This is a genomic window from Streptomyces sp. NPDC089799, assembly GCF_040684755.1.
Lineage (GTDB): Bacteria > Actinomycetota > Actinomycetes > Streptomycetales > Streptomycetaceae > Streptomyces.
The window spans coordinates 143,814-158,355 of record NZ_JBFBGR010000019.1 but is presented as its reverse complement, the minus strand read 5'-3'; the positions used below and the strand labels follow the sequence as shown (position 1 = coordinate 158,355).

The following is a 14,542-nucleotide window of genomic DNA, read 5'->3' as shown; positions in this document are numbered from 1 at the left end:
GCGCCCCGGCCGCCCCGGCGACAAGAACCAGTTAGCCAGCCCCCCGACCACCTGGCAACGACCCCACCTACTAGCCCACCCCACACACACCGGCCTGCGGAATCGCCCTCTGACCGGTGAAAGCAGGGAATCGACGGCTACTAGCCCGAGTCGTATGTGACGTGGGCCCTATGGGCCGAGTCACCCCACGGACGCCCCGACCTCACCGCACGTGAGCAGCCGTACCCCTTCCGGAGCGATAACCGTGGGGTTATGGATCGGCCCACGAAGTCCTCGTTGATCACGCGGGGTGCCCGCGAGAACGTAGAAGGGCCCGCAACGCGCCCGGTGAAGGGCTCGTTCCGGCGGGAAGGGGGGTGGGGCTGGGCCGGCCTCCAGGCGGAGGAGAGCAGGCAGCTGTGAGTGACGGGTACGGCAGGCCCGACCGGCTCGGGCAGGTCGACAGGTTCGACAGGTTCGACAGGTTCGACATGACGGTGATGCACACCGTTCACGACGCGCTACGGAGGGAGCTACGGCACATCGGCCGGGCCGGCGCCCTCATCAGCCCGGATCCCCGGCACCTGCTGCGCACGACCGCCGGCTGGGGGATGTTCAGGACGGCCCTGCGCGTCCACCACTCCGCCGCGGACGACGCCCTGTGGCCCGTGCTGCGCGGCGCCCTCCACGGACGGCCCGACGACCTGACCCGGCTCGTCGCGATCGAGGCCGAGCACGATGCGATCGCCGCGATCGCCGGGGTGGTCGACGAGGCGCTGGCCGAGCACGGCACCGGACACGGCACCGAGCACGGCACGCAGCCCGATACCCGTCCCGACACCGGTCCCGGCACCACGCCCAGGACCGATCCCGACACCGAGCTCGATCTGTTCCGCGAGCTCATCGGATCGCTGGTCACGGGGCTTGCCGGTCACCTCACGCATCAGGAGGAGGCCGTGTTCCCGCTGATCCGAACCGCCCTGAGCGAGGAGCAGTGGAAGCACTTCTGTCAGGTCCACACCCAGCGGATCGCGCCGCACGCGCCGCAGCTTCTGCCCTGGCTCCTGGACGGTGCGGACGGGCGGACGGTCGCGGTGGTGCTCGCCGCGTTCCCGGAGCGCGCGCGCCGCGCGTACGGCCGGCGGTGGCAGCCCGCGTACGCCGCGACCGACCGGTGGAGTGCCCTGGCCCCACAGGCCGCCGGCACCTGAGCGCCCCTCCACCCACCTCCTCCGCCTTCCCCCCTTTCCCGGCCTCCCTTCCCGCAGCGTCCTCGCGAACCGCGGTCCGTGCGGTCCGTCGCGCTCGCCAACCCCCCACCCGTACCGAAACGACCGGAGAACGCGCATGACCACCATCGAGCCCCGTCCGGCGACGACCGGCTCCGGCTCGGCCGCCACGTCCGGCCCATCCGCTTCCCCACCCCCTTCCGTGCCGCTGCGGAGATGGCTGGCCCTGGTGGCGGTCGCCGTCGGCACCTTCGCCATGGTGACCGCCGAGCAGCTGCCGATGGGGCTGCTGACTCCCATCGGCGGGGCCTTCGACGTCTCCGAGGGCCGGGCCGGTCTGATGGTGACCGTGCCTGGACTGGTCGCGTCCGCGGCCGCCCCGCTGCTGCCCGTACTGATAGGCCGCCGTGACCGCCGTACGGTGCTGATCGCCCTGCTCGGTCTGATGGCCGCCGCCAATCTGCTGTCGGTCCTGGCCCCGAACTTCACCGTGCTGCTCGCCTCGCGCTTCCTCGTGGGCATCGGCATCGGCGGCTTCTGGGCACTCGCCGCCGGCATCGCGGTGCGGATGGTGCCCGACGCCTTCGTCGGCCGGGCCACCGCCATCACCTTCGGCGGCGCCACGGCGGCCAATGTGCTGGGCGTACCGGCCGGCACCCTGATCGGCGAGTTCGGCAGCTGGCGGACCGCGTTCGCCACGGTCGGCGGCCTCGCCCTCCTCGTGGTCGCCGCCCTGATGGTCCTGCTGCCCTCCCTGCCCGCCACCGAACCGGTGCGGCTGCGCTCGCTCACGCAGCAGTTCCGGAACCGGGCGGTACGGGCCGGAGTGCTGACCACCTTCCTGCTGGTGGGCGGTCACTTCGCGGCGTTCACCTTCGTCAGCCCCGTCCTCCAGGACGTCTCCGGCATCGGCCACGGCATGGTCGGCCCGCTCCTGCTCGTCTTCGGTGCCACCGGCATCCTCGGCAACTTCCTGGCCGGTGCGGTCGTGGGGCGCGACGTGCGCAAGGTGGTCATGGTCATCGGGCTGCTGCTCGCCCTGGTCCTCGGGCTCTTCCCCCTCGTCGGCACCGGCGTGGCCGGCGGGATCGTGCTGCTGGTCGGCTGGGGCCTGGCCTTCGGCGGGGTCCCGGTGAGCGTGCAGACCTGGATCCTGCAGTCGGCGCCCCGCGAGCAGGCCGAGGCCGCCACCGCCCTGAACACCTCGGTGTTCAACCTGGCCATCGCCCTCGGCGCCCTGGTCGGCGGTCTGATCGTCGACGCCGCCACCCTCAGCGCCGCGCTGTGGACCGGCGCCGCGGTCGGCCTCCTGACCACCCTGACGGTCTGGCGCGTCCGCGGGACGTCATCGGCCTGAGGATCCGACGCCCGACAGCCGGCCTCCGACACCGCCGCCCGATCCACCCTCCCCAGACCCCACCCTCCCCACACCTTTTCAACACACTAAGGAAACTCCCATGTGCAGTCGCTTGGACGTCGTCGTACTCGGGGCGGGACCCGGCGGTTACGTCGCGGCCATCCGCGCCGCCCAGCTGGGCCTGCGGGTGGCGATCGTGGAGGAGAAGTACTGGGGCGGGGTCTGCCTCAACGTCGGCTGCATCCCGACCAAGGCCCTCCTGCGCAACGCCGAGGTGGCGCACCTGTTCACGCACGAGGCGAAGACCTTCGGCATCAAGGTGGAGGGCCGGGTGTCGTTCGACTACGGCGAGGCGTTCCGGCGCAGCCGCCGGGTCGCCGAGGGCCGGGTCAAGGGCGTTCACTATCTGATGAAAAAAAACGGGATCGCCGAAATCCCGGGCCGGGGCGTGTTCCTGGACGCCAACACCCTTGAGGTCACCGACGCGGACGGCACCGTACGCACCCTGTCCTTCGACCACTGCATCATCGCGACCGGTGCCACGCCGAGGCTGCTGCCGGGAACCCGCCGCAGCGACCGCGTGGTGACGTACGAGGAGCAGATCCTCGCCGAGGACGTGCCGCAGTCGGTGGTGATCGCGGGTGCGGGCGCCATCGGCGTCGAGTTCGCGTACGTGCTGCACAGCTACGGCGTGCAGGTCACCATCGTGGAGTTCCTGGACCGGATCGCGCCGCTGGAGGACGCGGACGTCTCCGCCGAACTGGCCAGGCAGTACCGCAAGCTGGGGATCGAGGTGCTGACCTCGACCAGGGTGGAGTCGATCGACGAGTCCGGTGAGCGGGTGCGGGTGACGGTCGCCGGCAAGGACGGAGTACCGAGGGTCCTGGAGGCCGACAAGGTGCTCCAGGCGATCGGTTTCGCGCCCAACGTCACCGGCTACGGTCTCGAGGGCACGGGGGTGCGCCTCACCGAGCGCGGCGCCATCGAGGTCGACGGGCGCGGCCGCACCTCCGTACCGCACCTCTACGCCATCGGCGACGTCACGGCCAAGCTGATGCTCGCGCACACCGCCGAGGCGATGGGCGTCATCGCCGCCGAGACGATCGCGGGCGCCGAGACGATGGAACTCGACTACGCGATGATCCCGCGCGCCACCTACTGCCGACCGCAGATCGCCAGCTTCGGCTGGACCGAGGAGCAGGCGCGGGAGCGGGGCTTCGACGTCAAGGTCGCCAAGTTCCCCTTCACCGCCAACGGCAAGGCCCACGGCCTGGGCGACCCGGTCGGCTTCGTGAAGCTGATCAGCGACGGGAAGTACGGCGAGCTCCTCGGTGCCCACCTGATCGGCCCGGACGTCACCGAGCTCCTGCCGGAACTGACCCTGGCGCAGCAGTGGGACCTGACGGTGCACGAGCTCGCCCGGAACGTCCACGCGCACCCGACCCTCGGCGAGGCGGTCAAGGAGGCCGTGCACGGGCTGGCCGGCCACATGATCAATTTCTGATCCCCTCCCAGGCGCCGCATGCACCGCATGCACCCCATGCGCCCCGTGCCCTCCTTGCTCCCCATCCCCCTCGTACCCCCCTACCCCTCATGCCCCTCCACGTGTGACAGGAAAGGCCCACATGTCACTAGAGTTCACGGTCGCGGCGGCCGACACCCGCCTCCACGGGGTCGACACCCCGGGCGACGGGCCTCCGCTGCTCTTTTTGAACGGAGCCTTCTCCACGCAACGGGACTGGAAGCACGTCGTCGAGCGGCTCGGCGGCCGGCACCGGACCGTCACGTTCGACGCGCGGGGGCGGGGACGGTCGGGGACTTCCTCGGACTACTCCATCCGGGGAGCCATCGCCGATGTCGACCGGGTGATCGGAGCGACGATGCTCAGGCGGCCGATCCTGGTCGGCTGGTCCCACGGTGCGACGGTCGCGGTGTGTTACGCGGCCGAATACCCGCAGCTGGTCGGCGGGCTGGTCCTCATCGACGGCGCCTACCCGGTCTCGCTGTACGACGAGGCGGGCAAGGCCGCCGTACGGGAGCAGTTCCGCAGGCTCGGGTGGATCATGCGCGTCCTGGCCCTCTTCGGCCGCTCGGCCAGGCTGACCCCCGCGGAGAGCGCCGAGACCGTCATCGAGACGGACATCGTCAACGGCGAACTGGAGGCGGACTTCGAGGGCCTGCGCTGTCCGGCCGTCTTCGTCGTCGGTACCGGCGGACGCTCCGGGGCGTCCGTACAGGAGACGAGCGCCATGCGGGCCGCCGCCGCCAAGGCCGTGGAGGGCAACGACCGGGTGACGGTCTTCGCGACCACGGCGAGCAGGCACCGGCAGATCCTGGCCGGGGATCCCGACGTCGTGGTCGCCGCGATCGAGGAGGTCAGGAAGCGGGCGGGGCACGTCACCGGCGTCTGACGCAACCTCCTGCCCACCGGGGCGGGTTCTGCAGCACACCACGGCACACCACGACCATCGACTGAGACGGACCGTCTCGGAACCTCTCGGAACGTCTGGGCGTCCTGGGAGGACGTCAGCCGGGCTGCGGAACGCGCGGTCGCCGCGCCGGGATCCGCCGGTGCGGTGGCGGCGGCCTGACGGGGAGGGGCCGGTACCGGCGTCAGAAGTTCACCGGGCCGAGTTCGCGGACCGTGTCGGCGAGGGCGCGGACGAGGTCGTTCTCGGCATCGGTCCGCCAGACCATGACGTAGGACAGGCTCGGCAGGTCCGGGATGGGGATCCAGCGGATGTTCGGCATGCCCCAGTACCGGGTGACGTGGCTGGGGAAGCCGTGGATGATGTCGCCCATGGCGACCAGGTTGATCAGCTCGTCGGCGTTCGACACCTTCTCCAGGCGCTCGATCCGTTTGCCTCCGGGGGTCTGGAAGGGCAGGTACTTGTTCTCCCAGTAGTCCGGGATGCCGATGGGCATGGCGTGCTGGAAGTCACCGAACATCTCCAGTCGCGCCGACGTCCGCCCGGCGAGCTCGTGGTCGGACGTCACCGCGAGGATCCGGGAGTCGGTGCACACGACCGGGCCGACGGTGAGGTCCGGTTCCTCCAGGGGCAGCCACAGGACCATGACGTCCATGTCACCGGCCCGCAGCCGGCCGAACGGGTCGTCGTACGTCAGCTGGCGGACCTGGAGTTCCCACTGCGGGTACCGGGCGCGGAACGCCCTCCAGTAGAAGTGGACGTCGACCAGGTTGAAGGGCATCATGCCCACGCGCAGCCGGCCGGTGATCCCGCGGGCGGCCAGCCGGGCGCGTTCCAGGGAGTCGTGCAGGCCGACGTAGACGGGCTGGAGGTCGTCGCGCAGCTGACGGCCGACGTCGGTCAGGCGCACGGAGCGGCTGGTGCGCTCGAACAGCAGGGCGCCGATGCGCCGTTCCTGCTTCTTGACGGCCTGGCTGACCCTCGCCTGGGAGACTCTGAGCCGCTCGGCGGTACGGCCGAAGTGCAACTCCTCGGCCAGTACGAGGAATATCTCGATGTCCCGCAGTTCCATCACACGCCCCCGTGTCCTACAGCAACGGCCCATCGGTCTTCGAGCCGCGCGCAAGTGTATGTTGAGCAGGGATTCAGCCGGATGAGGGATCGTGGCGCGCGGTCCCGGTGCCCGGATCGCTAGCGTGTGCAGCCGCATCTGCGCGGAGGGCACGTATGGACGGGACAGGCGGAGCCGGCCCGGAGGCGTTCGGCGCGGCACTGCGGCGGGCCCGGGCGGAGCGGGGGCTGTCACTGGCCGCGCTCTCGCGGCTCGTTCACTACAGCAAGGGCTATCTGAGCAAGATCGAGAACGGCGGGAAGCCGGCCACGCCCGATCTGGCCCGGCGCTGTGATGCGGTGCTGCGGGCGGGTGGCGCGCTGGCGGCGCTGGTGCCGGAGGTGCCGCACCCCCGGCAGCCGGAGTCCTCCCTCGAATGCCCCTACCGGGGGCTGGCCGGATTCGGCACCGGGGACGCGGAGTGGTTCTTCGGGCGGGAGCGGGCCACCGCGGCGCTGCTGGAACGGCTGGCCGGGCGGGCGGGGACGGGGCCGCTGGCCGTGGTGGCCCCGTCGGGGGCGGGCAAGTCCTCGTTGCTGCGGGCCGGTTTGGTGCCGGCCCTGCGGGGTGCGGGGGCCGGGGCGGGCAAGGCAGGTGCCTCACACGGCCCGGGCGGAGCCGGTGGTCCGGGCGGGGCGGGTGACCCGGACCCGGCGGATGGTCCGGGCGGGGCGGATGGTCCGGGCGGGGCCGCGGTGCGGGGGCGGGTGGTGGTGTGCACGCCGACCGCGCATCCGCTGGCGGAGCTGCTGGAGGTGCTGTCCCGGGAAGGGGTCGTCCCCCGGGAAGCCCTGCCGGGTGTCCGGGAGCTGGGCGAGCGCCCGGACGCGCTGGCGGCGGCCGTGCGGGCGGGGCGCGGGGCGGGGTCCGGCGCCGGCACCGTGCCAGGACCGGGCGGCGGGGTCGGAGCGGACCGCCGGGTCGTGCTGGTCGTCGACCAGTTCGAGGAGGTGTTCACGCAGTGCCGGGACGAGGCCGAGCGGCGGGCCTTCCTCGCCGTGCTCGTCTCCCTCGCCGTCGGGGCGACGGGCGGGCCCGCCGGTCACCCCCGGGCCGCCGCGGCACGGGTGGTGCTCGGGCTGCGGGCCGACTTCAGCGGGCGCTGCCTGGCGTATCCGGAACTGGCGGAGGTCTTCACCAACGGGCTGTTCGTGCTCGGCCCGATGACCCCCGACGAGCTGCGGACCGCCATCACCCGGCCGGCCGAACGCGCCGGACTGGTCCTCGAACCCGGCCTGGTGGAAGTGCTGTTGCGGGACGCCGGCACCGATGACGGGACCCCCGGCGGCCCGGCCCGTGCCCTGCCCCTCCTCTCCCACGCCCTGCTGGTCACCTGGACGGCACGGTCCGGGCGGACGCTCACCCTCGACGGGTACGAGGCGACCGGCGGGCTGCGCGGCGCCGTGGCCCGTACCGCCGAGGAGGTGTACACCGCCCTCGACGAATCCGGCCGGGAGGCTGCCCGGCGCGTGCTGCTGCGGCTGGTGCATTTCGGCGACGGGGAGGTGGAGACCCGCCGCCGGGCCGCCCCGGACCGGCTGACCTCGGCCGCCGCCGACCCGCGGGCCGCCACCGCCGCGCTGGACTCCTTCGTCCGGGCCCGGCTGGTGACCGCCGGGGAGTCCGCGGTGCAGATCACCCACGAGGCGCTGCTGCGGGCCTGGCCGCGCCTGCGGGACTGGATCCACACCGACCGCGCGGGACTGCTGCTGCACCAGCAGCTCACGGACGCGGCGGCCGCCTGGCTGCGGGAAGGGCGCGACCCCGAACTGCTGTACCGCGGCAACCGGCTCGCGGCGGCCGACGAATGGGCGGAACAGCAGGACGGGCGCAACCCGCCGGGCCCGGTGGAGGCGGAGTTCCTGACGGCGAGCCGCGCCGAGGAGCAGGGACGGCGGCAGCGCGCCCTCCGGCAGACACGGGCCCGCAACCGGCTGCTGGCCGCGCTCGCGGTGCTGCTGGCGGTCGCGGTCGGCGCGAGCGGCCTGGCCTTCCACCAGCGGTCCAGGGCCGTGGCGGAGCGGCGGGTGGCGCAGTCCCAGGCGATGGCGGTGCGGTCCGGGGCGATGGCCTCGGGCCGGCCGGAGGCGTCCATGATGCTCGCCGCCCGGGCGTACCGCACGGCACCGACCACCGAGGCCCGCGGGGCGCTGCTCAGCACGCAGAGCCAGGCGTTCGGCGGCCGGCTGACCGGGCACACGGGTGCCGTCAACGGGGTGGCGGTGGCGCCGGACGGCCGGGTGCTGGCCACGGCCGGCGGGGACGGCACGGTCCGGCTGTGGGGCGGGCCCGGGCACCGTTCCGCCCTGGCGGTGCTCACCGGGCACGGCGGGGCGGTGCAGGCGGTGGCGTTCGGGGCGGGCGGGCGGCTGCTGGCATCGGCGGGCGCGGACGGCACCGTACGGCTGTGGCGCATGCCGGAACGGCAGGCCGCCGGGATCCTGTACGGGCACAGCGGCGGGGTGCGGGCGGTGGCGTTCTCCCCCGACGGCCGGACGGTGGTGTCGGGCGGCATGGACGGCACCGTACGGCTGTGGGACGTGGAGACGCGGCGGCCGACCGCCACTCTGCGGGGGCACACGGACACCGTCCACGCGGTGGCCTACGCGCCCGACGGCCGGACCGTGGCCTCCGGTTCGGCCGACCGCACCGTACGGCTGTGGGACGTACGGGGTGGGGCAGGTGGGAGCAGTGCGGCCGACGGGAGTGGCACGGGTGGTGTGGGTGGTGAGGCCGGGGCGGGTGGTGAGGCCGGGGCGGGACCGGCCGGGAACCCGGCGGCGACCCTGGAGGGCCATACCGACGCGGTGCTGGGGGTGGCCTTCGCGCCGGACGGGCGCAGCGTCGCCTCGGGGGCCGCGGACCGGACCGTGCGTGTCTGGGACACCGGCGGTTCCGGCGGCCCCGGGCAGGCCGGGACGTCGGCCACGGCGGTGCTCCAGGGACACAGCGACGACGTCAACGCGGTGGCGTGGACCCGCGACGGCACCGGGCTGGTGAGCGGGAGCGGCGACGGCACGGCGAAGGTGTGGGACGCCGTCGACCACCACATCGCGCACACCTACGCCGGGCACACCGACTACGTCCTGGCGGTGGCGACCGGGCCGGGGGACCTGCTGGTCACCGGCAGCTTCGACCAGTCCGCGGTGGTGTGGGACCCCGGGCGCGGGGCCCTGGTGGCGCGCCCGTTCGCACAGCTGTGGCAGTCCGCGTTCTCCGCCGACGGTGCTCTGCTGGCCTCGGCCGGCACCGACGGCGCCGTACGGGTGTGGGAGCCGGGGCGCCGCCGGCTCGCCGCGACGCTGACCGGGCATCAGGGGGCGGTGTTCGCGGTCGCGTTCTCCCCGGACCGGCGCACGCTGGCCTCGGCGGGCGCGGACCGCCGGGTGCGGCTGTGGGACGCGGCCGGCGGGCGGCTCCTGGCCACGTTGGACGGGCACGGCGGTTCGGTGTTCGCCCTGGCCTTCTCCCCCGACGGCCGGACGCTGGCCTCGGCGAGCGCCGACCGTACGGTCAAGCTCTGGGACCCCGTGGGGCACCGGTTGCTGAGCACGCTGGCCGGGCACCAGGACTTCGTGAACGCGGTCGCGTTCAGTCCCGACGGCAGGCTGCTGGCCACCGGCAGCGACGACCTGACCGTACGGCTGTGGGACGTCACGGCCCGCGCGGAGCGGGCGGTGCTGCGCGGCCACACCGGGGCGGTGCGGAGCGTGGCCTTCTCCCCCGACGGGCTGCGCCTGGCGAGCAGCGGCAACGACGGCACCGTACGGGTCCGGTCCTGGGCGTCCGGTGCGGACCGGACCGCGGGTGGCGGGGACGCGGCGGTGCTCACCGGGCACACGGGGGCGGTGCGGGCGGTGGCGTTCGCGCCGGACGGGCGTCTCCTGGCGAGTGCCGGGATCGACGGCAGCGTGCGGCTGTGGGACGCCCGGGGCCGGGCGTACGCCACCCTGGCCGGTCATGACGGAGCCGTGTGGGGCGTGGTGTTCGACCCGGTCCGGGGGCTGCCGGCGAGCAGCGGGACGGACGGGACCGTACGGCTCTGGTCGCTCGACCCGGAGTCGAGCGTGCGGGGGATCTGCGCGCTGGCCGGCGGCGCGGGCGGGGCCGGGGCCGGGGACCGGGATCCGTCACCCGCCGGAGGGTCCGGCCGCGGGCCCTGCTGATGCCGGCCGGCCGCGGGCGCAAGCATGGCTGCCGCCGCGGCTGCGGCCGCGGCCGCGGCCGGCGCTGTCCGCACCGCCTCGGCGACCCCGGCCCTTGGCAGTTGCGATCTGCCGGACGGGCGTGCGGCGGCCCCGGCAACCCGCCTGCCCGGTAGGGGGTTTCCCAGGGGTTTCCCGTTTCCTGCCTGGCCGGGCGACGCGTTGGTCCTCGACAGCGGCCCCGGCGGCGCGCGAGTCTCGGAGGGCCGGCGGAACGGTCGGCGAGCACGGCGCTGCAGATGCGAACAGCGCAGCCGACGACGGGGCACGACGGGGAACGGGGAGCGGAGAACACGATGCGAGGGGTCCACGGGGTGAACGGGACGGACGGCGGCACTGACGGGGGCACTGACGGCGGCACTGACGGCGGCACGGGGTGCGGTGCGAGGACCGGGCCTGCGGAGGGGGGCGCGTACGGAGCTCCGGAGGAGGGGGCTCCGGGAGGACCCGGGCGCGGCGGGACGCGAGGGGTCGTCCGCGCGCTGTGCAGGACCGCCGGCGCCACGGTGGCGGCGCTGCTCCTGGTCGCCGGCGGAACCGCGTCCTCCGCGGCGGCGCCGGGTACGGGAGGGCCGGGCGCCGCCGCGGACACGCCGGCCTGCGGGGTGCTCTCCCCGGGCGCCTCCGCGGCGGCCGAGGCCGCCGTCCGCGCCGCCTGCGAGCAGGTCGGCGTCTGGTACACCTGGGGCGGCGGCCACGGGCCCGAGCCGGGGCCGACGTACGGCCAGGTGGACCCGACCGACCCGGCCAGCGAACACGACCCCGAACGGCTGGGTTTCGACTGCTCGGGGCTGGTGCGGTACGCGTACTCCCGCGCCACCGGCCGGGACCTGCTGCCCGGCAACGCCGGCCACCAGTTCGGCACCCCGCACGCGGTGGCCCGGTTCGGTCCCGAACAGGGCACCGGACCGCTGCTGCCGGGCGACCTGCTGGCCTGGGGGCCGCCCGGGGGCGTCCACCACATCGCGGTGTACCTGGGCGCGGGCCGGATGGTGGAGGCCCGGCAGTCGGGCACCCGGATCATGGTCAGCGACGTACGCCTGGGCGGTGACTACGCAGGGGCGGTGCGCATCGGCGCGGACGCCGCGCAGCCGGGCACGTTCAGCACCTGGGGCACGGACGTGTGGACGCATTCCGAGCCGTCCACGGGGAGCGCCCGCGTCCACAGGTTCGCCGGGCCGACCCGGGTCCGCGTGCAGTGCCAGAAGCACGCGGAGACGGTGACGGCCGAGGGCTACACCAACGACGCCTGGTCGTACCTGCCCGAGTACGGCGCATGGATCACCAACATCTACGTCCAGGGGCCGGCCTGGCTGGACGGCGTACCCACCTGCCCCTGAGCGCATCGCCACCACCACGGCAATCACCATCGCAATCACCATCCGCAATCACCACGGCAACCACCACGGAAATCGCAACCAAGGAGGAAGCATGTCCGCACGCACGAAGATCGCCCTCGGCCTGGCCGCCGCCGCCCTGACCTCCGGTCTGGCCACCGCCGCCGCCCCCGCCGTCGCCGCGCCGAACACCGGCACGGCCGCCGCGGCCGAATGCGGCGTACGCTCCGACGGCCGCCTGTGGTGCGGCAACCGTTCCGGAGCCAAGGGCTACGAGCACCGCTCGTACAACTCGGCGGTCCGCGGGCCGCTGAACACGAGCTTCAGCTGGTTCCAGTGCTGGGGCTACGGCGACCGGCACGGCGGTGGCAACAACGTCTGGTACTGGACCCAGCTGGACAACGGCCAGTGGGGCAACGTGCCCGCGGTGGACGTCCACACGTCGGTCGACCCGGCGCCGGGCCTGCGCCAGTGCTGACGTAGCCCATGTGCTTGCCGCATGCCGCGCAGCGGGGCGTGCGTCGTGCCCGGCGGGCCGTCTCCTCCACCCGGGGAGGCGGCCCGTCGCCCGTTGCGCCGCGCGGGGGATCCGGTGCGCCGGGACGGCTCGGGTCCTTCTGTCCGGCGCCGCGGAGGGCGAACATGACGGTCTGTCCGCCGCCCGTGTGCGCCGGCTGTCCCCCTCTCCCCGTCCGGGGCAACGGAGACGAGACGTCCCTTGTCATCACCTGGCCGTGTCCGTCGCGGTGACCGTGACCGTGCCCGGCTCGGCGCCCGGGGCCGGGTGGTGCTCTCCGCGCTGGTGCTGATCACCTTCATCGGTTCCCTGGACTCGACGATCCTCGCCACCGCCCTGCCGACCATCGCCGGTGACCTCGGGGACCTCCGGCACCTCTCGTGGGTGGTGACCGCGTACCTGCTGGCCGTCACCGGTTCGGCCCTGATCTGGGGCAAGCTCGGGGACCTGTTCGGCCGCAAACGCCTGCTGCAGACGGCGATCACCCTGTTCCTCCTCGGGTCCCTGCTCTGCTCCCGGGCGGAGGAGATGCCCGAACTGATCTGCTTCCGGGCCCTCCAGGGCCTCGGCGCGGGCGGAATGTGGGTCATCCCGCAAGCCGTCCTCACCGGCCTGGTCGGCCCCCGGGAGCGGGGCCGCTACCAGGTGTTCGTCGCGGGGGCGGGCGCCTCGGCGGCCGTTCTCGGCCCGCTCATCGGCGGGCTGCTGGTGGAACACGGGTCGTGGCGCTGGGCCTTCTACGTGAACCTGCCGGTCGGCGTGGCCGTCATGACGGCGCTGGCCTTCGGTCTGCGTGACCGGCGGGCCTCGGAGCGGCCCCGGATCGACTACTGGGGCAGTCTGCTGATCTCGGCCTGCGCGGCCGGGGTGACCCTGCTGGTCACCTGGGGCGGCGTCGTCTTCGCGTGGTTCTCGCCCCCGATGCTCGTGCTGTCCGGGACGGTCGCGGTCCTGCTGGTGCTTATCCGGCGGGTCGAACGCACCCATCCCGATCCGCTGCTGCCCGGCCGGGTGGTGCGCGAGCGGGTGTTCCGCATCGCCGTCCCGCTGTCGTTCTTCTTCTGGGTCGTCCAGTCGGGCACGGTGAACTACCTGCCCCTGTTCTTCCAGGTGGTCAAGGGGGCGTCCCCGACCGCCTCGGGCCTGCTGCTGCTCCCGATGTCCCTGAGCGGGCTGCTGGCGTACTCCGTCAGCGGGCAGGCGCTGTCGATGTGGGGGCGCTACCGGCCGTTCCCCATCATCGGCGCCCTGCTGATCATCACGGGGCTGGTGCTGTGCGCCGTACTGGACGACGACGCCTCACCGCTGGCCTACGGCGGCGCGCTGGTGGTGCTGGGGCTGGGGTTCGGGCTCGTGTCCCAGATCGCCCTGGTCGCGGCGCAGAGCGCGTGCGCGTACGAGGACGTGGGCGTGGTGACCTCGGGGGTGATCTTCTTCCGCAACCTGGGCAGCGCCTTCGGGGCGGCGCTGTTCGGCGCGGTCCTCAACCGGAGGCTCGTCGATCACCTGGTCCACGGCATCGACGCCGGGGAGTTCACGGCCGCGGAGACCGCGCTCATCCACCGGGGGGAACCCCTCTCCGGGCCCGGACTGAGCCCGACGGCCCGTCAGACGTACGTCGGCGCCTACGAGCTGGCCGTCGACGACGTGTTCCTGACCGGGCTGGCCGTGTCCCTGCTGGTCCTGGCGCTGGCCTGCGCGCTTCCGGCCGTACCGCTGCGGCGGACGATGACGCAGACCGGTACCCGCAAGGACACCCATGCCATTCCCTCGCTGCCGGCGGGCGACGACCACGTGCGGCAGGCCCTGGAGGAGCTCGCGCGGGGCGGGCTCCGGCCGGTCCGGCTCAGGGCCGAGGTACAGGCCCGGCGTCACGGGATCTCCCTGGACGAGGTCTGGCTGCTGTGCATCGTCGCGCACGGCGGCTCGGTCGACTCCCGCCGGATCGCGGGGGTCATGGCCGTGTCGGAGCGGGCGCTGGACCGCGGCCTCCGGTCGCTGCGGTCCAAGGAGCTGCTGTCCGGCGGTGACCGGCCGTGCGGGCCCACGCCCCTGGGCCGCGAGCTGGTGGCGGACCTCTCCGGCACACTGCGCGCACAACTCGGGCCGGCGGGCCCGGGGGCGGGCCCGGGCCCGGACTCGGCCCCGGACTCGGGTGCAGGCGCGGACTCAGCCCCGGACGCGGGCCCGCGCCGGGCGGGCGGGAGCGCCGCCGCCCGGCCGGCGGCGCCGGCCGACCTGCGCGCCCACGCCCTGGAGATCCTGGCGGAGGGTTCCGCCTTCCGCCCGCGGCGCGAACGCGAACCCGAACGCGAGCGTGAACGCGACTGACGGCGGGGCTCACGGGGTGACCTGGGGCGCGACCCGCGGAGTGGCCC

At 74.0% G+C, this 14,542-nt stretch carries 9 protein-coding genes; 8 read left to right on the top strand and 1 reads right to left on the bottom strand.

Annotated features, from left to right (window positions below; all coding sequences use genetic code 11):
* Positions 1–398: 398 nt before the first annotated feature.
* The 4 genes from AB0O36_RS21875 (at position 399) to AB0O36_RS21860 (ending at position 4,976) form a co-directional block, all read left to right on the top strand.
* On the top strand, positions 399–1,190 hold the full coding sequence (locus AB0O36_RS21875) for a hemerythrin domain-containing protein (RefSeq protein WP_365112953.1): 792 nt from the start codon (positions 399–401) through the stop codon (positions 1,188–1,190).
* A 136-nt stretch (positions 1,191–1,326) separates the two neighbouring features.
* Positions 1,327–2,565, top strand: coding sequence for an MFS transporter (locus tag AB0O36_RS21870; protein WP_365112951.1), 1,239 nt, complete (start codon positions 1,327–1,329; stop codon positions 2,563–2,565).
* Positions 2,566–2,665: 100 nt separating this feature from the next.
* Positions 2,666–4,069, top strand: coding sequence for a dihydrolipoyl dehydrogenase (lpdA, locus tag AB0O36_RS21865; protein WP_365112949.1), 1,404 nt, complete (start codon positions 2,666–2,668; stop codon positions 4,067–4,069).
* A gap of 121 nt (positions 4,070–4,190) precedes the next feature.
* Positions 4,191–4,976 (top strand): alpha/beta hydrolase, encoded by a 786-nt coding sequence (locus AB0O36_RS21860; protein ID WP_365112946.1) that lies wholly within the window; start codon positions 4,191–4,193, stop codon positions 4,974–4,976.
* Positions 4,977–5,178: 202 nt separating this feature from the next.
* Here the strand turns inward: AB0O36_RS21860 and AB0O36_RS21855 are convergent, their stop codons facing one another.
* On the bottom strand, positions 5,179–6,066 hold the full coding sequence (locus AB0O36_RS21855) for a LysR family transcriptional regulator (protein ID WP_365112943.1): 888 nt from the start codon (positions 6,064–6,066) through the stop codon (positions 5,179–5,181).
* 155 nt (positions 6,067–6,221) lie between these two features.
* On the opposite strand from AB0O36_RS21855, the gene AB0O36_RS21850 reads away from it, so the two are divergent.
* The 4 genes from AB0O36_RS21850 (at position 6,222) to AB0O36_RS21835 (ending at position 14,495) form a co-directional block, all read left to right on the top strand.
* Positions 6,222–10,271, top strand: a complete 4,050-nt coding sequence (locus AB0O36_RS21850) for a helix-turn-helix domain-containing protein (RefSeq protein ID WP_365112940.1) — start codon at positions 6,222–6,224, stop codon at positions 10,269–10,271.
* Between the two features lie 545 nt (positions 10,272–10,816).
* The gene (locus AB0O36_RS21845; protein WP_365112937.1) at positions 10,817–11,650 is read left to right on the top strand and encodes an NlpC/P60 family protein; all 834 of its coding nucleotides are present in this window, start codon (positions 10,817–10,819) and stop codon (positions 11,648–11,650) included.
* 91 nt (positions 11,651–11,741) lie between these two features.
* Complete coding sequence (locus AB0O36_RS21840) at positions 11,742–12,125, top strand: hypothetical protein (RefSeq protein WP_365112934.1); 384 nt, start codon at positions 11,742–11,744, stop codon at positions 12,123–12,125.
* Positions 12,126–12,434: 309 nt separating this feature from the next.
* Positions 12,435–14,495: an MDR family MFS transporter gene (locus tag AB0O36_RS21835; protein ID WP_365112931.1), complete on the top strand. Its 2,061-nt coding sequence runs from the start codon at positions 12,435–12,437 to the stop codon at positions 14,493–14,495.
* The last annotated feature ends 47 nt before the right edge of the window (positions 14,496–14,542 follow it).

Bases quoted from the DNA above. Each gene is read 5' to 3' on its own strand.
- AB0O36_RS21870 (WP_365112951.1), top strand. From the start codon at position 1,327: ATGACCACCATCGAGCCCCGTCCGGCGACGACCGGCTCCGGCTCGGCC.
- lpdA (WP_365112949.1), top strand. From the start codon at position 2,666: ATGTGCAGTCGCTTGGACGTCGTCGTACTCGGGGCGGGACCCGGCGGT.
- AB0O36_RS21860 (WP_365112946.1), top strand. From the start codon at position 4,191: ATGTCACTAGAGTTCACGGTCGCGGCGGCCGACACCCGCCTCCACGGG.
- AB0O36_RS21855 (WP_365112943.1), bottom strand. From the start codon at position 6,066: ATGGAACTGCGGGACATCGAGATATTCCTCGTACTGGCCGAGGAGTTG.
- AB0O36_RS21850 (WP_365112940.1), top strand. From the start codon at position 6,222: ATGGACGGGACAGGCGGAGCCGGCCCGGAGGCGTTCGGCGCGGCACTG.
- AB0O36_RS21840 (WP_365112934.1), top strand. From the start codon at position 11,742: ATGTCCGCACGCACGAAGATCGCCCTCGGCCTGGCCGCCGCCGCCCTG.